The organism is Micromonospora sp. NPDC050980 (assembly GCF_040653835.1).
Classification (GTDB): domain Bacteria; phylum Actinomycetota; class Actinomycetes; order Mycobacteriales; family Micromonosporaceae; genus Micromonospora.
Map to the genome: position 1 here is coordinate 770,042 of NZ_JBFAGS010000001.1, position 21,244 is coordinate 791,285.

Sequence of the window (21,244 nt, forward strand, 5' to 3'; positions counted from 1 at the left end):
TTCAGGCGGGCGTGGAAGGTGACGCGCAATGCGCGAGGGGTTCTGGGGCGGCAGGGCAGCCCGGTAGCGTTGGTGCCACGGCGGCCCGGGTGCCGATGGTGCATCCCGCGCTACGAGGAGGTTCGGGATGGATTCCTTGCCGGAGTTGACTTTCGGGCAGCGGTTGAAGGTCTACCGGGAGCGGTCCGGGAAGACTCGCGCGGTGCTCGGTGGCTTGGTGGGCCGCAGCGCCGAGTGGGTCAAGGCGGTGGAGACCGACCGGATCCTGCCGCCGCGCATTCACATGCTGGATCGCATTGCGCGTGCCCTCAAGGTGGAGGTGGCTGCCTTGGCCGGGGAGTTGAGCGACCGGTCTGCCGTGGTCAACGGGCCGGAGCACCCTGCGCTGGCGTCTGTCCGGGACGCCGTGAACCGCTTCGTGCTTTCCGACGAGGCTTCCGCGGAGTCGTTGACGAGCCTGAGGGAGCGGCTGGCGGTGGCGTGGCGGGCACGCCATCAGGCGTCGGATCACCGTACGGTGTTGGGCGGGTTGTTGCCGGGGCTGCTTCGTGACGTGCAGCGTGCCGTGTTGGCGTACGAGGGTGACGAGCGTCGGCAGGCCCAGGCGCTGTTGGCCGAGACGCTCGGGTTGACCCAGATGTTCCTTGCCTACCAGCCGGCCGCCGAGCTGCTGTGGCGGGTCGCGGATCGGGCGATGGTGGCGGCGCAGGAGTCCGGTGACCCGGAGGCGGTGGCGTGCGCGGGGTGGTTCCTGTGCCAGGTGCATCGGGACGCCGGTGACTGGGACACCGCGATGGCGGTGACTCTGGACGTCCTGTCGGCCCTGGAGCCGCGGGCGGCCGAGGGGACGACGAACTTGCTGGCGTTGTGGGGTGCACTGAACTTCGAGGCGGCCTACACCGCAGCTCGTGCTGGGGAGGAAGGTCGGGCCTGGCGCTACTGGGATCGCGCGGATCGGGTGGCGCAGCGTCTACCGCAGGTCTTCTATCAGCCGCAGACCTCGTTCTCGCGGGTCATCATGGGCGCTCACGCGGTGACCGTGGCGGTGGAGTTGCAGAAGTCCGGTGAGGCGGTTCGGCAGGCGCGCCGACATGATTCGGCGGCGATTCCGTCGAGGCCACGTCGGGCACGTCATCTCATTGAGGTCGCGCGGGCGCACTACGGCAAGGACGACAAGGAAGCGGCCGTGAAGACTCTTCGGCAGGCGTACGTGTCGGCGCCGGAGACGATCCGCTTCAACGGGTATGCCCGGCAGATCACCTTGGACCTGCTCGATGGTCCGCGTTCCACCCGGGACGACGCCCGTGACCTTGCAGTGAAGGTCGGGCTTCTCTCCTGATCTAGGGGTATGAACCATACCCATTCCGCTCCGCGACCCACCGTAGCTTCTTGCTCACGGGATGCGGCGGGCGGTGCGGGTATCGCCTGGTCGCCGCGTCCCTCTCAGCTGCGAGGGCAGGGCCGCCCTCGTGACCGACGAGGGAGGGTATGTGCGGCGCGTCTCGTATGACGACTACCTCTCGGCCACCGCGCTGACCCTCGCCCGCAGGCATCGGCCGGTGTGGTCATGGCGACTCTGGCGGCGTATCTGCCGCTGTGGTGCCGACCTGCCGTGCCGTGCCCGGCATCGGATTCCGATCAGCCGTGGCCACTGGCCCCGGGAGCGTGAGTGGTGAGCAGCGGGCAGGAGCAGGCGATCCTCGCGGTGCACGTCCGAGGGCTCGACGGCATGTGCACCGGTTGTCGCGCCTGGTGGTCGCGGCTCACGCCGTACCCGTGCTGGCAGGTGGACTGGGCGACCAGCCGGCAGGCCCGGGCGATCACCGCCCGGTTCCTGGAGGGTGCGCGGTGACCACCCATGGCCCGGTCATGCCGATCTGGAGTTGCGGAGGCTGCGACCTGCCCTGGCCCTGCCCGACCCGGAAGCGGGAGTTGCGGGCGGAGTACGCGGACGCTCCGGTGTCGCTGGTTCTCTATCTCGGCAGCTATCTCGTCCAGGCCACCGAGGATCTGCCCTGGACGCCGGCCGGCGTGCTGCACCGCCGCTTCCTCGGCTGGACCAGGGAAGCCGGCCAGCCCATGCCAGCAGTACAGCAGCGAAGTACAGCAACCGTGCCGGCCGAACCAGGCCGAGAAGCGCGCCACCAGGCCCTCTGACCTCGCATCGAGCCCGATCCGACCGGCGTGCCGCCAGTTTGGGACGAAGAGGTCGTCGGTTCGAATCCGGCCTCCCTGACCAGGTGAGACCCCTCACCGACGACACCAACCCCCGTGTTGACACCCGTGGCGTTCTACTCACGCCTCATCTGGTCCGCGAGTGGATCACGGTGGATGTCTCCAACGCCGTACCCGCACCACCGTGACCTTGATGACGAGCGTGCGGCCGGCTACGGGCGGTTGATCAATTCACCTGGCACTGTTGACCCATGCCAGCGATGATCCGATCCCGCCTGACCGATTGGACCACAGTCGTACCCCTGCTCGCCGTGCTCCTGCTGGTCTTCACCTGGGGGCGGGAGCTGCCCGGTGCGCTGATCTTCGTGGTGGCCGCGCTGCTCGCGGCGGCCGTCCTGGCGGCCGTCCATCACGCCGAGGTGGTGGCGCACAAGGTCGGCGAGCCGTACGGCTCGCTGGTGCTGGCGGTCGCGGTCACCGTGATCGAGGTCGGTCTGATCGTCACGCTGATGATCAGCGGTGGGGACAAGACGCAGGCGCTGGCCCGGGACACCGTCTTCGCCGCCGTGATGATCACCTGCAACGGCATCCTCGGCCTGTCGCTGCTGCTCGGCGCGCTGCGCCGGCGGGTGGCCGTGTTCAACCCGGAGGGCACCGGCGGGGCGCTGGCCACCGTGGTCACCCTCGCCACGCTCAGCCTGGTGGTGCCGTCGTTCACCACCAGCCGGCCCGGTCCGGAGTTCTCCCCCGCCCAGCTCGCCTTCGCGGCGGTCGCGTCGCTCGCGCTCTACCTGCTGTTCGTGATGGTGCAGACCGGCCGGCACCGCGACTACTTCCTCCCGGTGACCCAGGAGGGCAGCATCATGGCCGAGGACACCGACGGTGACGGGCACGCCGAGCCGCCGTCCACCCGCACCGCCCTGGCCAGCCTGGCGTTGCTGGTGGTGGCGCTGGTGGCGGTGGTCGGTGACGCGAAGACCATCTCCCCGGCGCTGGAGAGCGCCGTGCAGGGGGCCGGCCTGCCGCAGGCGTTCGTCGGTGTGGTCATCGCGCTGCTGGTGCTGGCGCCGGAGACGCTCGCCGCCGCCCGGGCGGCCCGGCGGGACCGGGTGCAGATCAGCCTCAACCTGGCGCTCGGCTCGGCGATGGCCAGCATCGGGTTGACCATCCCGGCCATCGCGATCGCCTCGATCTGGCTGGACGGCCCGCTGCTGCTGGGCCTGGGCGGCACCCAGTTGACGCTGCTCGCGCTGACCGCGTTGACCGCGGTGCTCACCGTGGTGCCCGGGCGGGCCACAGTGCTCCAGGGTGGCGTGCACCTGGCGCTGTTCGCCGCGTTCGTCTTCCTGGCCGCCAGCCCGTGACGGACCGCCGGCCGCCCCGCCGGTCAGTCGTGCAACTCGGTGCGGGCCACCTCGGTGAACGCCGCCGTGAGACAGTCCGCGAACGGACGGCCGGTGACCGCCAGCAGGTCGGCGACGAGCAGCGGGGCGTGCCGGGCCACGGCCGCCGGGCCGGGCGGGCTGTCGTCGTCGCCCGGGTCGTAGACGCCGAGGGCGCCGGCCAGCAGCACCAGCAGGACGTGCGGGTCGACCTCGGGCCACCACGTCGCGGCGGCGCGGACGCAACGCTCCAGCACCTGGCGGACGTCGTCGCCGTCCAGCCCGTCCGGGTGGCCCTCCTCCAGCAGGAGCCGGACCACGCCGCCGAGCACCAGCCCGGCCCGGTCGGCAGCGGCGAGCCGTTCGACGGCCGGCCGGTACGCCCCGGCGTCGCGCGCCCGGGCCGCGTCGACCGCCTCGGTGGCGGTCACGGCGATCTCACGGGCCGGGGCGGGCAGGTGTCGCCAGGTCGTGGTCACCGCGCCAGCATGGCAGACCGGGTGGGCTTGCTCACCTTCCGGCCCGACGCCCGCTTGGGTAAGGAGTAAACGGGTCGCGGGTGTCGTACCCGCCGCCCAGAATCCAGCCATGCTGCGCCGCGCCCTGCCCGCCCGTCCCGAAGCCCGCCGGATCCTGGTCGGCACCCTGCTCTCCGCCGTCGGGCGCGGTCTCACGTTGCCGTTCCTGTTCATCTACCTGACCGACGTGCGCGGGCTCACCGACGCCCGCGCCGGTCTGGTGATCGGCTGGTTCGGTGCGGTGACGCTGGCGCTGTCCCCGGTGGGTGGCGCGCTGATCGACCGGTTCGGCGCGCGCCGGGTGGTGCTGCCGTGCCTGGCGATCGAGGCGGTCGGCACCGGCTCGCTGGCCCTGGTCGACTCGACCGCCTCGGCGTTCGGCGTGATGACCCTGGTGGCGGTCGGCAGCTCGGCGATCTGGTCCGGGCAGAACACGATCCTCGCCTCGCTCACCGGCGACGGCGAGCGGCAGCGGGTCTTCGGGCTCAACTTCGCCCTGCTCAACCTGGGCATCGGCGCCGGTGGCCTGATCTCCGGCGCGGTGGTCGACGTGGCCCGCCCGGTCACTTTCCAGGCGATCTACCTGCTGGACGCGGTGAGCTACCTGACTCCGGCGCTGATCCTGCTCACGCTGCCGCAGGTGGGACGCCGGCCGGTCGCGGTGACGGGCGGGGGCGGTGCCGCGCCGGCGACGGGTGGCTATCTGACGGTGCTGCGGGACCGCCCGTTCCGCCGGCTCGTCATCTTCGGCCTGGTGCTGACCACCTGTGGTTACGCGCAGATCGAGGTGGGTTTCGCGGCGTACTCGGTGCGGGTGGTGGAGGTGACGCCGCGGGTGGTGGCCTGGGCGCTGGCGGCGAACACCGTGATGATCGTGCTCGCCCAGTTGTTGGTGCTCCGCCGGCTGGAGGGGCGCAGCCGCACCGGCGCGTTGGCGGTGGTGGGCGCGGTCTTCGCGGGTGCCTGGCTGGTGCTCGGCGCGGCCGGCGTGGTGGGTGGCGGCAACGCCCTGCTCGCGGCGTTCGGTGTGGTGGCCTGTTCGGCGATCTTCGGCTTCGGCGAGACGATGCTGTCCCCGGTCATGCCGGCGTTGACGAACGCGCTGGCCACGGACGAGCTGCGTGGTCGTTACAACGCGATGAGTTCGATGATCTTCGGGATCAGCGGGGTGGTCGGTCCGGTCACCGCCGGGCCGCTGATCGGGGCGGCGGACGGGCGGGTCTGGGTGACGGTCGTGGTGGGTGGCTGCCTGGTGGCCTCGCTGCTCGCGCTGTCGCTGCGCCCGCTGCTCACCCCCGCCCAGGACGGCCGCCCGGCGGCTCCGTCACCGGCGCCGGCCCCCGAGCCCGCCCCGGCGGCCTGACCGGGCCTCTGGTTCGGACGGCGACGGGCCCCGGAGCGGCGCTCCGGGGCCCGTCGGCCGTTGCGGGTCAGGCCGCGGGGACCTCCGCGGTGGTCTGGATCCGGTCCAGCGCCGGCGCGGACACCGGCGACTTCTCGGTCAGGTACGCGGTGAAGGCGTCCAGGTCGATCTGGCCGGTCACCGCGTTGGTGCCGCCGGTCAGGACGCTGAAGCCGTCGCCGCCGCCGGCGAGGAAGTTGTTCACCGTGACCCGGTAGGTCCCGGTGTCGGTCACCGGGGTGCCGTTGATGGTGAGGCTGCCCCGGACCACCCGGGAGCCGGCGCACGGCGTCCCGGCCGGTGCGGTGGTGCCGTTGACGTCGACGACGTACCGCACGGTCGAGGACGCGTAGAGCACGCGGGCCACGGTGAACTGCTGCTCCAGCATGCAGTAGAGCTGCGCGCCGGTGAGGTCCAGCGTGACCAGGTTGTTGGCGAACGGCTGAACGGTGAACGCCTCGGCGTAGGTGACCGGGCCGGCGTCGAGGTCGGCGCGCACACCACCGGGGTTCATGAACGCGGCGACCGCGTTCTGTTCGGTGTCGGTGGCGGCGAGCTGCGCGTCGGCGATCAGGTTGCCCAGCGGCGACTCACCGGTCTGGTAGGTGGGGTTGCCGTTGGCGTCGACGCCGGTCTGGTAGAGGTTCTCCTGCGCCTTGGTGATCACCTCGGTGGTCTCGCCGACGACCCGGTCGGCGACCGGGCCGAGCGCGGTCTTGTACCGGTTGATCAGCTCGGTCGAGGCCGGGTCCTTGGCGACGTCCCGGGTGACCACCACGTTGTTCGCCGACGCGCTGACCACGTCCCGGGTACGCCTGTCGATCTTCAGGTTGATGTCGGTGACCAGGCGGCCGAACGAGCTGGCGCTGGTGACCAGCTTGCCGTTGATGTTGCAGTTGTACGCGGCGTGGGTGTGCCCGCTGACGATCACGTCGATGGCCGGGTCCATCCGGTTGGCGATGTCGACGATCGGCCCGCTGAAGCCGGTGCAGTCGTTGATGCCGCCGCCGTTCTGCACGCCGCCCTCGTGCAGCAGCACGACGATGCTCTTGACGCCGAGCAGCCGCAGGATCTTGGCGTACTTGTTGGCGGTGTCGGCCTCGTCGGTGAAGCGCAGCCCGGCGACGCCCTGCTGGCTGACGATGTTCGGGGTGCCCTCCAGGGTCATCCCGATGAAGCCGATGGGCACGCCCTTGACGATCTTGATGCCGAACGGCTGCATCAGCGGCAGGCCGGTGGAGGTCTTGAACGCGTTCGCGGAGAGGTACCTGAACTTCGCGCCCTTGAACGGCGTGCCGTCGGCGCAGCCGTCCACCGGGTGGCAGCCGCCGCGCTGCATCCGCAGCAGCTCGGTGGCGCCCTCGTCGAACTCGTGGTTGCCGACGCTGGCGAACTCCAGCCCGGCGAGGTTCATCTCCTCGATGGTGGGCTCGTCGTGGAACGCGGCGGACAGCAGCGGCGAGGCGCCGATCAGGTCACCGGCGGCGACCGTGACGGTGCCCTTGCCCTGCGCCTGGGCCGCGGCGCGCATGGCCTTCAGGTGGCTGGCCAGGTATTCCGCGCCACCGGCGGGCTGGCCGTCGATGGTGCCGCTGGACCCGCTCGGCGGCTCCAGGTTGCCGTGGAAGTCGTTGATCGCGAGCAGCTGGACGTCGACCGGCTTCGAGTGGGCCTCGGCCTGGTCGGGGGTGACGGCGACGGCGGTGAACGCGGTCGCGGCGAGTGCGGCCAGGCCTACGGTGGCCCGGCGGCGCATCCCGGAGACGGACATGGAACTCCTCGTGAGATACCGGCGCGTGGTGGCCGGACGATGGTTCGCCCGGTGATCCTGATCCGTGCCGTGACAGGGGTCGATCGCGGGAGGCGGCGCTCGGGGGACCGCCGCCCCGCCCGGGGTAGCTTCTCATCCACCGGGCCGCAGGTCGACCTGGGTGGCGTTCCGAATCCTCGGCACCGCCGGCGACCCGCGGCGGTCTGCCCGACGAGTCCGACATGACGGTCAGGTTAATTCCGGCATGGCGTACCCGAGGAGGCTGAGGGTGCCGGCCCCCAGGGACCAGGAAGCCGGCACCGTCGCTCATGTCACGCCGAAAACCTTGCTCTGGCAACCTTCCTGTCCGGAAAAACTCCCGGCGGGCATCCGCTGTCGACCGAACGGCCGTTCATGTTTACCGGTCCGGCGGCCGGAGCGGACTGTCCGAACTCGACCGAGGCGCCGGAGGGTGGGGCGGGTCCGCGGCACCGGCCACCGTGCGCAGCGCGCGCCGGGTCCACCGCCCGGCCACCCCCGGCCGGCCCGCCAGGTAGTCGGCGGTCCGGGCGCCGTCCCAGCCGTGCGCCTCCCGCAACCCGCGCGCCAGCATGCCCAGGTAGACCGCGGACGGGCGGGTCCAGGGCACCTCCACCGCCCGGTGCCCGGCGGTGAAGGTGAGCATCGGCAGGCCGTCGCGCGCGCCGACCCGCAGCAGCGTCTCGTAGCGGCCCGGACCGAGCGTGGCCCGCCCGGCACCGACGGCCGCGCGGATACCGGCGAGGTCGGCGCCGGGCGGGCGGTACATCTCCTGCGCCGCGATGTCGGCGAACTGCTCGACCGTCACCAGGTAGCCCCGGACCGCCGCCCGGCCGGGCAGGTCCGGGTCGTAGAACGCCATGCCGCCGGTCCAGGCTCGGGACTCGCCGGCGAAGTAGATCCCGCCGGGGATCAGCGCCGGGACGGTCCGGCGCGGCGGCCGGCAGTCCCGGCAACCGGGGTACGTGCGCAGCCCGCCGGGCGGTCGTCCGCCGCGCAGGTACCAGTCGAGCCGCGCCGCGTGCAGGTTCGACCCGTAGGCGACGTACCAGAGCAGCGGCACCGGTCAGAACTCGCGGCGAGCGAGGTGTTCGTCCGGCCGGGCGGTCAGCATCGACGCCTCCTCGGGCCTGGGCTCCCCACCGTACCCACAGGTGGTGTCCACAGCCTGTGGATAGCACATGTGTACGAAGGTCGCCGGTGCCCGCGCTGAGTACGCTTGATCGCAGCCATCCCCCCTCCCAGCAGGAACGACGTGGATCACGAGCGAGTCCTCCGCGATGTCACGGTGCGCCTTCCCACGGCGTCGACCGTGCCGGAGGCATGCCAGTGGACCGTCGCCGCGCTCGCCCGGCACACCCCGGCGACCGCCACCATCCTGCTCCGGGTCCACGACCGGCTGCGGTGCGTCGCGGCCACCGGCGCCTGGCAGGTCTTCTCGCACGTGCCGGCGACGGCCGACGGACCGGCCCGGCAGCGGCCCGAGCCGTCGGTGGTGCGGCGGGTGTACGCCTCCGGTGAGACCGCTGCCGTGCCCGACGTCACCGCCGACCCCGACTACCTGCCGGTCCGACCGGACGTCACCGCGGAACTCTGCGTGCCGGTACGTGATCCGGCCGGCCGGCCGATCGGCGTGCTCGACCTGCAGTGGAGCGAGCCGGTGACGCTCGCCCCGTGGCGGGAGACCGCCGAACGGCTGGCCGACCGGCTCGGCGCCCGGATCGCGGCGCTCGGCGGCCCGCCGGCCGAGAGCCGCAGCGAGAAACTGCTCCGGCACGCCGCCGCGTTCACCGCCGCGCCGACGGGCTGGGACCTGATGACCGCCGCCATCACCGCGGCCCGGGACGTGTCCGCGCTCTCCGCCGCCGTGCTGGTGCTCACCGGCCGGCGCGGGCCCCGGCTGGGCGCGCCCACGGACACCCCGGGCGACCTGGAGGCCCGGATCCGGGCCGAGCTGACCGACGCCGGTCCGGTCGCGCTCGAGAAGATGGTCGACCGGGCCCACCGGTACGGCTCGGCGTACACGCTGGGCGAGGCGGGGCACCCGCCGACCGAGGAATACCTGCCGCTGACCCGGGCCGGCGCGCGCACGCTGGTGGCGGTGCCGGTCGGCGCGCCGGCCGCCGGGGGCGTGCTGCTGGTCGCCGACGAGCGGGCGCTGCGGCCGGACCCGACCACGGTCAACCTGATCGAGTTGCTGGCCGGGCAGGCGTGGACCTGCCTCGACCGGCTGCGCACCCTGGCGCGGCTGCGCGAGCAGGCCAGCTCGGACCCGCTCACCGGGCTGCGGCACACCGGGCCGTTCGGGCAGCGGATCGCCAGCGCCATGCCGGGGCGCACCGCGCTGCTGGCGATCGACGTGGACGGGTTCAAGGACGTCAACGACACGTACGGCCACCAGGCCGGCGACCGGCTGCTGGTGGGGCTGGCCCGGGCGTTGGAGGGCGCGCTGCGCCAGGGCGACGAGCTGTACCGGACCGGTGGCGACGAGTTCGTCGCGGTGATCGAGGTGAGCCACCCGCAGGAGGCGGTCGGGATCGCCGAGCGGCTGACCGAGGCGGCCCGGCGCACCGGCCGGACGATAAGCGTCGGCATCGCCCTGCCCCGCCCCGGCGAGACCCCCGAGCGCACCCTGCACCGCGCCGACCAGGCCCTCTACGCCGTCAAGCGGCACGGCCGAGACGGCATCCACCTCTCCGCCGCCTGACCCACCCCCCACCCCCCACCCCCCACCCAGGGCCGCCTCTTTCACGGAAAGAGTGGCCATCGTGGCCCGAATGCCCACTCTTTCCGTGAAAGAGGGGCCTTCCGGGGGGGGTGGGGTGGGGTGGGGTTAGGGGGTGAGTTGCCGGGCGAGGAGTTCGGCGATCTGGGCGGTGTTCAGGGCGGCGCCCTTGCGGAGGTTGTCGCCGGTGACGAAGAGGTCGAGGGCTCGCGGGTCGTCGACGGCGCGGCGGATGCGGCCCACCCAGGACGGATCGGTGCCGACCGCGTCGATCGGCATCGGGAACTCTCCGGCGGCCGGGTCGTCGACCAGGATCACCCCCGGCGCGTTACGCAGCACTTCGCGGGCGCCCTCGGCGTCCACCTCGGTGGCGAAGACGGCGTGCACGGCGACCGAGTGCCCGGTCACCACCGGCACCCGGACGCAGGTGGCGGAGACCTTCAGGTCGGGCAGCCCGAGGATCTTGCGGGACTCGTTGCGGAGCTTCAACTCCTCGGAGGACCAGCCCTCGTCGGCCAGGGAACCCGTCCACGGCACCACGTTGAGCGCCAGCGGCGCCGGAAACGGGCCCAGCTCGTCACCGACCGCCTGGCGTACGTCGCCGGCACGGGAGCCGAGCGCCCGGTCCCCGGCGATCTTGCCGAGCTGGAGGTGCAGGGCGTCCACCCCGGCCTGCCCCGCGCCGGAGACCGCCTGGTAGGAGGCGAGGACCAGTTCGCGCAGGCCGTACTCGCGGTGCAGCGGGGCGACCGCGACGATCATCGCGAGGGTGGTGCAGTTGGCGTTGGCGACGATCCCCCTGGGTCGGTTACCCACCTGCTCGGGGTTGATCTCGGGGACCACCAGCGGCACGTCCCGGTCCATCCGGAACGCACCGGAGTTGTCGACGACCACCGCGCCGCGGGCCACCGCGACCGGCGCCCACTCGGCCGAGACGTCGTCGGGCACGTCGAACATCGCCACGTCGACGCCCTCGAACGCCGCTTCGCTGACGGCCTGGACGGTCAACTCCTCGCCTCGGCACCGGACGTGGCGGCCGGCCGATCGCTCGGAGGCGAGCAGCCGGATCTCACCCCACACGTTGCGGCGGGAGGAGAGGATCTGGCACATCACGGTGCCGACGGCACCTGTCGCTCCGACCACCGCGAGGGTGGGCAGCGGCGGCATCCGCGCTACCGCCCGGTGCCGGCGTAGACGACGGCTTCGGTGTCACCACCCAGCTCGAAGGCGTCGTGGATGGCTCGGACCGCCTTGTCGAGGTCGGTGTCGCGGCAGACCACGGAGACCCGGATCTCCGACGTGGAGATCATCTCGATGTTCACCCCGGCGGTGCCGAGCGCGGCGAAGAAGCCGGCGGCGACGCCCGGGTGCGAGCGCATCCCGGCACCGATCAGCGAGACCTTGCCGACGTGGTCGTCGTAGAGCAGACCCTTGAACTTGACCGACTCCTGGATCTTGCTGAGCGCGGCCATCGCGGTCGGGCCGTCGGCCTTGGGCAGCGTGAACGAGATGTCGGTGCGGCCGGTGCCCTCGGTGGACACGTTCTGCACGATCATGTCGATGTTGATCTCGGCGCCGGCGACGGTGTCGAAGATCCGCGCGGCGGCGCCCGGCTCGTCGGGCACCCCGACGATGGTGATCTTCGCCTCGCTGCGGTCGTGGGCGACCCCGGTGATCAGTGCCTGTTCCACAGGAAGGTCCTCCATCGATCCGGTGACCATCGTGCCGGTGTTTGTCGAGTATGACGAACGGACGTGGATCGGCAATCCCGCGCGCCGGGCGTACTCGACGCTGCGCAGGTGCAGCACCTTCGCGCCGCAGGCGGCCAGTTCCAGCGTCTCCTCGTAGGTGATCCGCTCGATGTGCCGGGCGTTCGGCACGATCCGCGGGTCGGCGGTGAAGATGCCGTCCACGTCGGTGTAGATCTCGCAGACGTCGGCGTGCAGCGCGGCGGCCAACGCGACCGCCGTGGTGTCCGAGCCGCCGCGGCCGAGCGTGGTGACGTCCTTGGTGTCCTGCGAGACGCCCTGGAAGCCGGCGACGATGACCACCGCGCCCTCGTCCAGCGCGCCCTTGAGCCGCCCCGGGGTCACGTCGATGATCCGGGCCCGGCCGTGCACCGAGGTGGTGATCACACCGGCTTGGGAACCGGTGAACGAGCGAGCCTCGTACCCCAGGTTGTGGATGGCCATGGCCAGCAGCGCCATGGAGATCCGCTCACCGGCGGTGAGCAGCATGTCCAGCTCCCGACCGGGTGGCAGCGGGCTCACCTGGTTGGCCAGGTCGAGCAGCTCGTCGGTGGTGTCACCCATGGCGGAGACCACCACGACCACGTCGTCGCCCGCCTTGCGGGCCGCCACGATGCGCTCGGCCACCCGCTTGATCCGCTCGGCGTTGGCGACGGAGGACCCGCCGTACTTCTGCACCACGAGTGCCACGACGGTGCGCTCCCCTCCCAGTGACGGCCCTGAGCGTGCCGACGCCGCCGGGTCTGGAGGTCCGGCGGCGCGTGTCAGACCTCCTCAGGGTATCGGGCGGGCCGCGCGGCCGGGTCGGGTGATCCCACCATCCGGCCCGGGCGCGCCAACCGGTACAGCCGTACGGTGGGCTGACCCGGGCCGCCATGACGTCGCAGAATGGCCCGGTGCACGTTCACCGACGCGCGGGCCGGCGGCTGGCCGGCGTACTCGCGCTCACCCTGCCGACGCTGGTCGCCGCCTGCGTCGCCGACCACCCGCGGCCGACGCCGGCCGACCGCGCCGACCCGGTGCCGGTGCAGGTCGACGCCGCCCGCGACGAGCTGGCCGGGCTGGCCGCCGCCGCGCAGGACCGACACCTCACCGCCACCTACGCCTGGGCGCCACCCGGCGGTTCGTCCCGCACCGTCACCTGGATCAGCGCGAACGACGACAGCTGGCGGGTCGACGTGCCCGGTTGGGGGCGGGGCGGCACGGTGGACGTCTCCCTGGCCGGCACCTCGGACGGGTTGTTCCAGTGCGCCCTGCCGTCGGCCGACCACCCGCAGCCCGCCGGGTGTGTGCGCCTCGGCGACTCCGACGACGCGGTGCCCGGCCGGCTGGACCCGCGGGTGCAGCACCCGTTCACCGACTGGCTGGAGGTGCTCACCGACCGGCGGGCGGCGCTCGCGGTTTCCCCCACCACCGTGCCGCCCGGCGTCACCGGCCGGTGCTATGCGGTCGACTCCACCGCGGCGTCGATGAACGCGCCGCTGGATGTGGGCGTCTACTGCTTCGGCGAGGACGGCACCCCGGTGGCGGTCCGCGCCACCTTCGGCAGTCTCACGCTGACCGGGAAACCCGGCCCGGCGCCGGCGACGGTCGAGCTGGCCGGCGCGGTGATCGAGGGCGAGCCGATCGGTCGGGACGCGCCCACGCCCGAACCGTCCTAGCCTTTTGTACGTTACGGGTGTTCTTGCCCACACCCAGCCGCCCTGATTCACCACACAAAACGGGCATCCGGGACGCTGGCCCCATGACCGACCTGACCCCGCTGCTCGCGTTCCGGTGGAGCCCCCGAGCGTTCGACCCCGATGCGGAGCTGACCGCCGCCGAGGTCGCCGCCCTCCTGGAGGCGGCCCGCTGGGCCCCCTCGTCGGGCAACGCCCAGCCGTGGCGGTTCGCGCTCGGGCACCGGCAGGACGAGACGTGGAAGCGGATCCTGGTCGGCCTGCCCGACGCCGACCAGCGCTGGGCCCGGCACGCCGCCGCCCTGCTGCTCGCCGCGCACGCCGGCGGCGAGCCGGAACGGACCGCGTACGACCTGGGCCAGGCGGTCGCTCACCTCACCGTGCAGGCCACCGCCCTCGGCCTGCACGTACGCCAACTCACCCGCCTCGACCGCGCCCGCCTCACCACCGAGCTCGACCTGTCCGACGACGTCCGGCCGCTGGCGGTGGCCGCGATCGGCCGCCTCGGCGACCCGGCCACGCTCCCGCCCGACCTGTACGACCGGGAGACCGCGCTCCGCCGCCGCCGACCCCTCCCCACCCTGCTGCTGCGCTGAGCCGCCCGGCGGACCCGACCTCCGACGGCGGCGGACCCGACGCCCGACGGCGGCGGACCCGGACGCCCCACGGCGGCGGACCCGACGCCCGACGGCGGCCGGACGCGGCACACCGGGCCAGGCACATGCGGCCGGCGGGCCCGGCGCTCGACGCGGCCCGGCACCCAACGGCGGTCAGGTGCCGCGCGCCGCCCGGAGCAGGGCGTCGCCGACCTCGGTGTTGCGGTAGAGCACGTGCCGCCCGGCCCGGGACCGGGCGACCAGCCCGGCCGCGTGCAACGCGGTGAGGTGCTGGGAGACGTTCCCGGCCGACATCCCGGTGAGCCGGGCCAGGTCCGTGGTGGTCACCGCCGAGTCGAGCAGGTGCAGCAGCGCGGCCCGGCCGGCGCCGACCACCCGGACCAGCGGGTCGCCGGGCGGCGCCGGGGCCCGCTCCCAGAGCGTCCCGACCGCCCGGACCGGGTACGCCCCGGCGGGCAACGAATCCTCCAGCAGGTTCCACAGCACCCGCCGGTCGGTGAACACGCCCGGGTTCAACGCCAGCCCCCGACCGCGCAGGTCGAAGTCGCGCTCGAACGGGTCGTCGCTGACCACCCGGTCGCCGAGCCACCGCAGGCTCGGGTGGAGCTGCTCGAACAGCCGGCCCGCGCCACCCTCGGCGAGCTGGCCGGCCCGGTGCGCCACGTCGGCGTCGAGCAACGCCCGCATGCGCGGCCAGTCCGGTGCGATCGCCTCGTCGAACCAGACCCGCACCGCATCGACGAGCTGGGGCAGCAGGCCGCGCGGATCGGCCAGCAACGCCTGCCCGAACGGGCTCAGCGGCCGTCTCGGAGTGGTCGCCAGCAGGTCCTGGACCACCACCTCCGGCGGCGTCGCCGCGATCTGGGCGAGCTGCTCGGCCATCCCCGCGCCCGGCCGGGCCGCCGGGGTGAGGAAGTCCGGCAGCCAGCGGCGCGGCCGGGTCAGCTCCACCAGCGGCCGGACCCGGACGGCCACCTCCGGACGGCGCAGCGTCACCCGGGCCCGGTCGATCCACGGCAGGTGCACCGCGTAGCGGACCGGGTCGGCCAGCGCCCACATGCTCATCACCGTCTCGTTGGCCGGCGACACGGCGAACCGGACCCCCGCGACGTCGGCCAGGCTGAACCGCAACTCGGACACCCGCACCCCCGCAGCCAGGATTCGACCCAGCCTAAAACGTTCGACCGGAGGGCGGGGGGCACGGTTTGCTCACCGGTCATGGGGGCCAGAGAGAACATCCGCACCGCCGTCCGACACGTCGTACCGCCGGCCGGGCTGACCCGCGCCCTGGCCGTGCAGGCCATGGTGTTCGCCGTCGGGCACGGCCTGTTCCAGGCCGGCAGCGCGGTCTTCTTCACCCGGGCGCTGGGGCTGAGCCCGACCCAGGTGGGTCTCGGCCTGTCGCTCGCCGCCGGGGCGTCGCTGCTCGGCACCGTCCCGCTGGGCGGGCTCACCGACCGGTACGGCCCGCAGCGGGTGTGGATCGTCTGCCTGCTGCTCGACGCGGCGCTGTTCGCGACGTACCCGTTCGTCGGCGGCTTCGCCGGCTTCCTCGCCGTGGTGCTCGCGCTGGCCGCGACCGGCGCCGCCACCGGCACCGCGCGCCAGGTCTACTCGATCAACGCGCTGCGCCCGGAGGAACGGGTGACCGCGATGGCCTACCAGCGTTCCTCGCTCAACGTCGGCTTCGGGTTGGGCGCGCTGATCAGCGGCCTGGTGCTGGCCGTCGACACGATCTGGGCGTACCGCGGCATGATCTTCTTCATCGCCGCGGTCTATCTGGTGACCGCCGGCTTCGTGAACCGGCTGCCCCGACTGCCGGAGGTGACCCGGCCGGCCGAACCGATGAGCCGGCTCACCGTGCTGCGGGACCGCCCGTTCATGGCTGTCGCGCTGCTGTCCGGCCTGCTCACCGCGCACCAGACGCTCTACCTGACGGTGCTGCCGCTGTGGATCCTCACCCACACCGACGCGCCGAAGACGCTCATCGCCGCGCTGGTGCTGCTCAACACGGTCCTGATCGTGCTGCTTCAGGTGCGGGCCAGCCGGGGCGCGGACACCGCGCCGGGTGCGGCCCGGGCGTCCCGCCGGGGCGCCGTGCTGATCGCCGGATTCTGCGTGGTGCTGCCGATCTCGGCGCAGACCCGGGGTTGGCTCACCGTGGTGGCGCTGGTGGGCGCCGCGACGCTGCTCATCGTGGCCGAGCTGGTCGAGTCGGCGGGCACCTGGGGCCTCACCGCCACGCTGCCCCCGGCCGCCCAGCGCGGCGCGTACGTGGGGGCGTTCGGGCTCGGCTCGCAGTTGCAGTTCTTGATCGCGCCGGCCGGGCTGACCGCGCTCGGCGTGAGCACCGGCAGCTGGGGCTGGTATCCGGCGGCGGCGATCTTCGTGTTGGTCGGGCTGGCCATCGTGCCGGCGGTGGCCCGGGCGGAGCGGACGCCCCGGCTGGGCGAGGCGCCGGAGGCGCCCCGGGCCGGTGACTCCGGTCCCATAGTCCGGACCGGCCTTCCCACCGACCGTCCCACCACGTAGGGTGACCCTGTCATGTGGCAGGCGTCTCTTCTCCTTGGCCGCCGCGACGAGGCCTGACCGGCCGGCACCTCGTCGCGGAGTCGAACCGCGCCGTCCAGCACATCCGAACTTCACCTCGGCCCCGCCGCGCACCGTCGCCCGGCACCTCGCCGACACCTTCCGATCTGCTGACGCCACATGTCCCAGGGAGCACTCCGAGATGGCTCAACCAGTCACCGATCCCTTCGCCCAGCAGCGTTCCAGCCGCATGCCGGTGCACCGTTACCTCCCGTACGACCGGCAGTTCCGGGTCGACCTGCCGGACCGCGCCTGGCCCACCCGCCGCGTCGAGGCCGCGCCCCGCTGGTGCGCCGTCGACCTCCGTGACGGCAACCAGGCGCTGATCGACCCGATGTCGCCCGAGCGCAAGCGCCGCATGTTCCAGCTCCTGGTGCAGATGGGCTACAAGGAGATCGAGGTCGGTTTCCCGTCGGCCAGCCAGACCGACTACGACTTCGTCCGCCAACTGATCGAGCAGGACCTGATCCCGGAGGACGTCACCATCCAGGTGCTGACCCAGTGCCGGGAGCACCTGATCGAGCGGACCTTCGAGTCGCTGCGCGGCGCCCGCCGGGCCATCGTGCACTTCTACAACTCCACCTCGACGCTGCAACGCCGGGTGGTCTTCGGCCTGGATCGCGACGGCATCACCGACATCGCCACCCAGGGCGCCCGGCTCTGCAAGAAGTACGCGGAGATCCACACGCCGGACACCGACATCCATTACGAGTACTCGCCGGAGTCCTACACCGGCACCGAGCTGGACTACGCGCTGGAGGTCTGCGCGGCGGTGATCGAGGTGATCGACCCGACGCCGGACCGGAAACTGATCGTCAACCTGCCGGCCACGGTCGAGATGGCGACCCCCAACGTCTACGCCGACTCGATCGAGTGGATGCACCGGCACCTGCCCCGGCGGGACAGCCTGGTGCTGAGCCTGCACCCGCACAACGACCGGGGCACCGGCGTGGCCGCCGCCGAGCTGGGCCTGCTGGCCGGCGCCGACCGCATCGAGGGCTGCCTGTTCGGCAACGGTGAGCGCACCGGCAACGTCGACCTGGTCACGCTGGGCCTGAACCTGTTCTCCCAGGGCATCGACCCGATGATCGACTTCTCGAACATCGACGAGATCCGGCGCGCGGTCGAATACTGCAACCAGTTGCCGGTGCACGAGCGCCACCCGTACGCCGGCGACCTGGTCTACACCGCGTTCTCCGGCTCCCACCAGGACGCCATCAACAAGGGCTTCGCCGCGTTGCACGCCGACGCGGCGGCGGCCGGGGTGCCGGTCGACGACTTCACCTGGGCGGTGCCCTACCTGCCGGTCGACCCGAAGGACCTGGGCCGCACCTACGAGGCGGTCATCCGGGTCAACTCGCAGTCCGGCAAGGGCGGCGTCGCCTACATCATGAAGTCCGAGCACCAGCTCGACCTGCCGCGCCGCCTCCAGATCGAGTTCTCCGGCGTGGTGCAGGCCGTCACCGACCACGACGGCGGCGAGGTCGAGCCGGGCACCATGTGGCAGATCTTCGCCCGCAACTACCTGCTCGACCACCAGGTCGACCCGTCGGTCACGCTGGCCGGCTACACCATCGGCACCGTCGACGGCAAGGTCGAGATCGACGCCCGGATCGGCTTCGGCGGCGGGACGCGGGCGCTCACCGCGGTCGGCAACGGCCCGATCGACGCGTACGTCAACGCGTTGCAGTCGCTGGGCGTGGCGGTCCGGGTGCTCGACTACCACGAGCACGCGCTCTCCTCCGGCGGTGACGCGCAGGCCGCCGCGTACGTGGAGTGCGAGGTGGACGGCCGGGCCGTGTGGGGCGTCGGGATGGACGCCAACATCGTCACCGCCTCGATCAAGGCGGTCACCAGCGCCGTCAACCGCACCCGCGCACCTCGCTGACCTGCGGTGTTAATAGGGGCCCCCTCCTCTACCAGATGCGTTAAGAGGGGGCCCCTCCTTTCGGGCGGTGGATGAGCACGACGGCGAGCAGGGCACCGGCGAGCAGCAGCCCCGCACACCACGCCAACGCTCCCCGGTAGGCGTCGGCCAACGCGCCCTTCTGCTCGTACCCGGTGCCGGAGAGCCCGACCAGCAGCGGCAGCGCGGCCACCGCGAGCAGGCCGCCGGCCCGGGAGGCGGCGTTGTTGAAGCCGCTCGCCACCCCGGCGAAGCGGTCCGACACGGCCCCGAGCACCGACGTGGTCAGCGGCGCGACCACGAGCGTGAGCCCGGCGCCGAACAGCGCGACGCCGGGCAGCACGTCCGTCCAGTACGAGGCGCCCGGCCCGACCCGGCGCAGCAGCAGCAGGCCGGCCGCGGCGATCACCGGCCCGACGGTCAGTGGCAGCCGGGGGCCGATCCGGGCGGAGAGCGCGCCGGCCCGGGGCGAGCCGACCAGCAGCAGCACCGTCATCGGCACCGTGGCCAGGCCGGTGAGCAGCGCCGACCAGCCGACCACGTTCTGCAGATAGACGGCGAGGAAGAAGGTGAACCCGCCGAGCGCCGCGTACACCACCACGGTGAACACGTTGAGCACCGAGAAGAGCCGGCTGCCGAACAGCGCGGTGGGCAGCATGGCGGTGTCCCCGCGTCGCCGCTCGACGAGCACGAAGACCACCACCGCGGCCAGCCCGACCACCGCCGCGGCGAGCACCGCCGGGGAGGCGCCGCGCGCCGGGGCGTCGATCAGCGCGTACGTGACGCCGCCGAGCGCCAGCGCGCCGAGCAACGCGCCGGCCACGTCGAACCCGTGCCCTCCGCCGGTACGCGAGACCGCCTCGTCCCGGCTCTCCGGCACCCAGCGCATCGCGGCGAGCACCACGGCCACGGCCAGCGGCAGGTTGACGAAGAAGATCCACCGCCAGGAGAGCGTGTCGATCAGCCAGCCGCCGATCAGCGGCCCGAGTGCGGTGGACACGCCGGAGAGGCCGGACCAGGTGCCGATCGCCTTGCCCCGGTCGTCCGGGTGGAAGCTGGCCTGGAGCACGGAGAGCGAGCCGGGGGTGAGCAGCGCCCCGCCCGCGCCCTGGAGGAAGCGGGCGGCGATGAGCCATCCGGTGCCCTGGGCCAGCCCGCAGAGCACCGACGCCGCCGCGAACCAGACCACCCCGAGCAGGAAGATCCGTCGCCGGCCGAACCGGTCACCCAGCGCGCCGCCGAGCAGCACGAACGCGGCGAGCATCAGCAGGTAGCCGTTGATGGTCCACTGGAGACCGGCCACGGTGGCGTCCAGTTCGGCGCCGAGGCGGGGCAGCGCGACGTTGACCACGGTGCTGTCCAGGAACACCATGCCGGAGGCGAGGACCGCGGCGAGCAGCGTGCCGCGACCGGCGGCGGTGCCGGTACGCAGGCGGGGCGCGGAGTCAGGTGAGGTCACGTCGATCCACTCTGCCGCCGATCCACCGCCGACGCCACGAATCAGAGAAACCGCCGCCGGGTACTGTGCGGACTCGCCCGGAGCCCGCAAGCTGGAGAGGTGTCGTCTGTGCGTACGAGATCAGGAGTCCGAGCCGGGCTGACCGCCGCGCTCACCGCGGTGCTCGCCCTCGGCGCGGCCGGCTGTGACCCCGCCCTCACCGAGCCGGACGCGCCGCCGAGCGCCTCGGGGAACGTGAATCAGCAGCTCGGCCAGCTCACCGTGGCGACGGCCGGGTCGATGAAGGGCTACAGCCGTTCCCGGTTCCCGCACTGGCGGGACACCGGCAAGAACTGCGACGTGCGCGACAGCGTGTTGCAGCGCGACGGCGAGGGCATCAAGCTCTCCGGCTGCAACGTGGTCGGTGGCCGGTGGGAGAGCGCCTATGACAGGGTGGAGCTGACCGACCCGTCGGACGTGGACATCGACCACATCGTGCCGCTGGCGAACGCCTGGCGGTCCGGCGCGGACGAGTGGGACGACTCGAAGCGCGGCGACTTCGCCAACGACCAGACGCGACCGCAGCTCATCGCGGTTTCCGCCAGCTCCAACCGGGCAAAGGGTGACCAGGACCCGTCGCAGTGGAAGCCGGCGAACCGGTCGTACTGGTGCCAGTACGCCGCCGACTGGGTGACGGTCAAGCACTACTGGCGGCTGACGGTCACAAGTGCCGAGAAGGCCGCCCTCACCGACATGCTGGAGGGCTGCACATGGGCGAGCAAGCCGTGACCGGGGCGGGTGGCACACCGGCTCCGGAGAAGACGCCGGACGCCACCGGCGACGACGCGGCGGCGGCCGGCACCGATCCGACCCCGGCCGGTCCGACGTCGGCGGGGATGACCGCGGACGGCCGGCAGTCGGCGCCGGCGGACGTCTCCGGTGCCGGCATGTCCGCCGACGCGACGCCCGGGGCGGCGGCCGGGCCGGCCGCGCGTACCACCGACATCACGGCCGGCCCGGGCGGCGTGATGACCGACGAGGTCGGCGTGGTGACCGGCGAGCTGACGTTGCGGACCGAGCACGCCGACGGCCGGGTGACGCTGCGGGTGCAGTACAAGGACGCCGACGAGTGGTACGCGGTCACCGGCGGCAGCGCGCCGCTGGCCGACCCGGCCGCTCTGGACGCGGTGCACACCGTCGCGGTGGGGCTGCTCGACCGCCCCGAGGGCTGATCCGACGGGCGCGTCGGCCCCGGGCGGGGCCGACGCGCTCCCGG

19 protein-coding genes are annotated in these 21,244 nt (G+C 72.8%); 12 read left to right on the top strand and 7 right to left on the bottom strand.

Annotated elements, in window-relative coordinates; genetic code table 11:
- Positions 1–127: 127 nt before the first annotated feature.
- From AB0H28_RS03765 to AB0H28_RS03780, 4 genes are all read left to right on the top strand, one after another.
- Positions 128–1,339 carry a helix-turn-helix transcriptional regulator gene (locus AB0H28_RS03765; RefSeq protein ID WP_358033647.1) on the top strand — a complete coding sequence of 404 codons (1,212 nt, stop codon included), beginning with the start codon at positions 128–130 and terminating at the stop codon, positions 1,337–1,339.
- Between the two features lie 333 nt (positions 1,340–1,672).
- Positions 1,673–1,852, top strand: a complete 180-nt coding sequence (locus tag AB0H28_RS03770) for a hypothetical protein (RefSeq protein WP_358033650.1) — start codon at positions 1,673–1,675, stop codon at positions 1,850–1,852.
- A complete protein-coding gene (locus tag AB0H28_RS03775) occupies positions 1,849–2,157 on the top strand; it encodes a hypothetical protein (RefSeq protein ID WP_358033653.1) in 309 nt (102 codons plus the stop codon). The genes AB0H28_RS03770 and AB0H28_RS03775 overlap by 4 nt, the downstream gene beginning before the upstream one ends.
- A gap of 278 nt (positions 2,158–2,435) precedes the next feature.
- The gene (locus AB0H28_RS03780) at positions 2,436–3,539 is read left to right on the top strand and encodes an ionic transporter y4hA (protein WP_358033869.1); all 1,104 of its coding nucleotides are present in this window, start codon (positions 2,436–2,438) and stop codon (positions 3,537–3,539) included.
- A gap of 23 nt (positions 3,540–3,562) precedes the next feature.
- Here the strand turns inward: AB0H28_RS03780 and AB0H28_RS03785 are convergent, their stop codons facing one another.
- A complete protein-coding gene (locus tag AB0H28_RS03785; RefSeq protein ID WP_358033656.1) occupies positions 3,563–4,036 on the bottom strand; it encodes a hypothetical protein in 474 nt (157 codons plus the stop codon).
- A 109-nt stretch (positions 4,037–4,145) separates the two neighbouring features.
- Here AB0H28_RS03785 and AB0H28_RS03790 point away from each other — a divergent pair, with 109 nt between their 5' ends.
- Positions 4,146–5,438: an MFS transporter gene (locus AB0H28_RS03790; protein WP_358033658.1), complete on the top strand. Its 1,293-nt coding sequence runs from the start codon at positions 4,146–4,148 to the stop codon at positions 5,436–5,438.
- Between the two features lie 67 nt (positions 5,439–5,505).
- Here the strand turns inward: AB0H28_RS03790 and AB0H28_RS03795 are convergent, their stop codons facing one another.
- Both AB0H28_RS03795 and AB0H28_RS03800 read right to left on the bottom strand, forming a co-directional pair.
- The gene (locus AB0H28_RS03795) at positions 5,506–7,248 is read right to left on the bottom strand and encodes a bifunctional metallophosphatase/5'-nucleotidase (protein WP_358033660.1); all 1,743 of its coding nucleotides are present in this window, start codon (positions 7,246–7,248) and stop codon (positions 5,506–5,508) included.
- Positions 7,249–7,645: 397 nt separating this feature from the next.
- Positions 7,646–8,329 carry a histone deacetylase gene (locus AB0H28_RS03800; RefSeq protein WP_358033663.1) on the bottom strand — a complete coding sequence of 228 codons (684 nt, stop codon included), beginning with the start codon at positions 8,327–8,329 and terminating at the stop codon, positions 7,646–7,648.
- A gap of 192 nt (positions 8,330–8,521) precedes the next feature.
- Here AB0H28_RS03800 and AB0H28_RS03805 point away from each other — a divergent pair, with 192 nt between their 5' ends.
- Positions 8,522–9,973 carry a sensor domain-containing diguanylate cyclase gene (locus AB0H28_RS03805; protein WP_358033666.1) on the top strand — a complete coding sequence of 484 codons (1,452 nt, stop codon included), beginning with the start codon at positions 8,522–8,524 and terminating at the stop codon, positions 9,971–9,973.
- Positions 9,974–10,099: 126 nt separating this feature from the next.
- On the opposite strand, the gene AB0H28_RS03810 is transcribed toward AB0H28_RS03805, so the two are convergent.
- Together AB0H28_RS03810 and AB0H28_RS03815 are read right to left on the bottom strand one after the other, a co-directional pair.
- Positions 10,100–11,158, bottom strand: a complete 1,059-nt coding sequence (locus AB0H28_RS03810; protein ID WP_358033669.1) for an aspartate-semialdehyde dehydrogenase — start codon at positions 11,156–11,158, stop codon at positions 10,100–10,102.
- 5 nt (positions 11,159–11,163) lie between these two features.
- Positions 11,164–12,429, bottom strand: coding sequence for an aspartate kinase (locus AB0H28_RS03815; protein ID WP_358033671.1), 1,266 nt, complete (start codon positions 12,427–12,429; stop codon positions 11,164–11,166).
- Positions 12,430–12,635: 206 nt separating this feature from the next.
- On the opposite strand from AB0H28_RS03815, the gene AB0H28_RS03820 reads away from it, so the two are divergent.
- A complete protein-coding gene (locus AB0H28_RS03820) occupies positions 12,636–13,400 on the top strand; it encodes a hypothetical protein (protein WP_358033674.1) in 765 nt (254 codons plus the stop codon).
- Between the two features lie 83 nt (positions 13,401–13,483).
- On the top strand, positions 13,484–14,014 hold the full coding sequence (locus AB0H28_RS03825) for a nitroreductase family protein (RefSeq protein WP_358033677.1): 531 nt from the start codon (positions 13,484–13,486) through the stop codon (positions 14,012–14,014).
- 174 nt (positions 14,015–14,188) lie between these two features.
- On the opposite strand, the gene AB0H28_RS03830 is transcribed toward AB0H28_RS03825, so the two are convergent.
- Positions 14,189–15,175, bottom strand: coding sequence for a MarR family transcriptional regulator (locus tag AB0H28_RS03830; RefSeq protein ID WP_358033680.1), 987 nt, complete (start codon positions 15,173–15,175; stop codon positions 14,189–14,191).
- A gap of 78 nt (positions 15,176–15,253) precedes the next feature.
- On the opposite strand from AB0H28_RS03830, the gene AB0H28_RS03835 reads away from it, so the two are divergent.
- Both AB0H28_RS03835 and leuA read left to right on the top strand, forming a co-directional pair.
- Complete coding sequence (locus tag AB0H28_RS03835) at positions 15,254–16,567, top strand: MFS transporter (protein ID WP_358033683.1); 1,314 nt, start codon at positions 15,254–15,256, stop codon at positions 16,565–16,567.
- 199 nt (positions 16,568–16,766) lie between these two features.
- Positions 16,767–18,512, top strand: a complete 1,746-nt coding sequence (leuA, locus tag AB0H28_RS03840) for a 2-isopropylmalate synthase (protein WP_358033685.1) — start codon at positions 16,767–16,769, stop codon at positions 18,510–18,512.
- 40 nt (positions 18,513–18,552) lie between these two features.
- Here leuA and AB0H28_RS03845 read toward each other — a convergent pair whose 3' ends face one another.
- Positions 18,553–19,989, bottom strand: a complete 1,437-nt coding sequence (locus AB0H28_RS03845) for an MFS transporter (RefSeq protein WP_358033688.1) — start codon at positions 19,987–19,989, stop codon at positions 18,553–18,555.
- 108 nt (positions 19,990–20,097) lie between these two features.
- Here AB0H28_RS03845 and AB0H28_RS03850 point away from each other — a divergent pair, with 108 nt between their 5' ends.
- Positions 20,098–20,757, top strand: a complete 660-nt coding sequence (locus tag AB0H28_RS03850) for an HNH endonuclease family protein (RefSeq protein WP_358033691.1) — start codon at positions 20,098–20,100, stop codon at positions 20,755–20,757.
- On the top strand, positions 20,739–21,200 hold the full coding sequence (locus AB0H28_RS03855; RefSeq protein ID WP_358033694.1) for a hypothetical protein: 462 nt from the start codon (positions 20,739–20,741) through the stop codon (positions 21,198–21,200). The genes AB0H28_RS03850 and AB0H28_RS03855 overlap by 19 nt, the downstream gene beginning before the upstream one ends.
- Positions 21,201–21,244 lie beyond the last annotated feature (44 nt).

Bases quoted from the DNA above. Each gene is read 5' to 3' on its own strand.
- AB0H28_RS03855 (WP_358033694.1), top strand. From the start codon at position 20,739: ATGGGCGAGCAAGCCGTGACCGGGGCGGGTGGCACACCGGCTCCGGAG.
- AB0H28_RS03835 (WP_358033683.1), top strand. From the start codon at position 15,254: ATGGGGGCCAGAGAGAACATCCGCACCGCCGTCCGACACGTCGTACCG.
- AB0H28_RS03810 (WP_358033669.1), bottom strand. From the start codon at position 11,158: ATGCCGCCGCTGCCCACCCTCGCGGTGGTCGGAGCGACAGGTGCCGTC.
- AB0H28_RS03765 (WP_358033647.1), top strand. From the start codon at position 128: ATGGATTCCTTGCCGGAGTTGACTTTCGGGCAGCGGTTGAAGGTCTAC.
- AB0H28_RS03780 (WP_358033869.1), top strand. From the start codon at position 2,436: ATGATCCGATCCCGCCTGACCGATTGGACCACAGTCGTACCCCTGCTC.
- AB0H28_RS03790 (WP_358033658.1), top strand. From the start codon at position 4,146: ATGCTGCGCCGCGCCCTGCCCGCCCGTCCCGAAGCCCGCCGGATCCTG.
- leuA (WP_358033685.1), top strand. From the start codon at position 16,767: ATGGCTCAACCAGTCACCGATCCCTTCGCCCAGCAGCGTTCCAGCCGC.
- AB0H28_RS03795 (WP_358033660.1), bottom strand. From the start codon at position 7,248: ATGTCCGTCTCCGGGATGCGCCGCCGGGCCACCGTAGGCCTGGCCGCA.
- AB0H28_RS03825 (WP_358033677.1), top strand. From the start codon at position 13,484: ATGACCGACCTGACCCCGCTGCTCGCGTTCCGGTGGAGCCCCCGAGCG.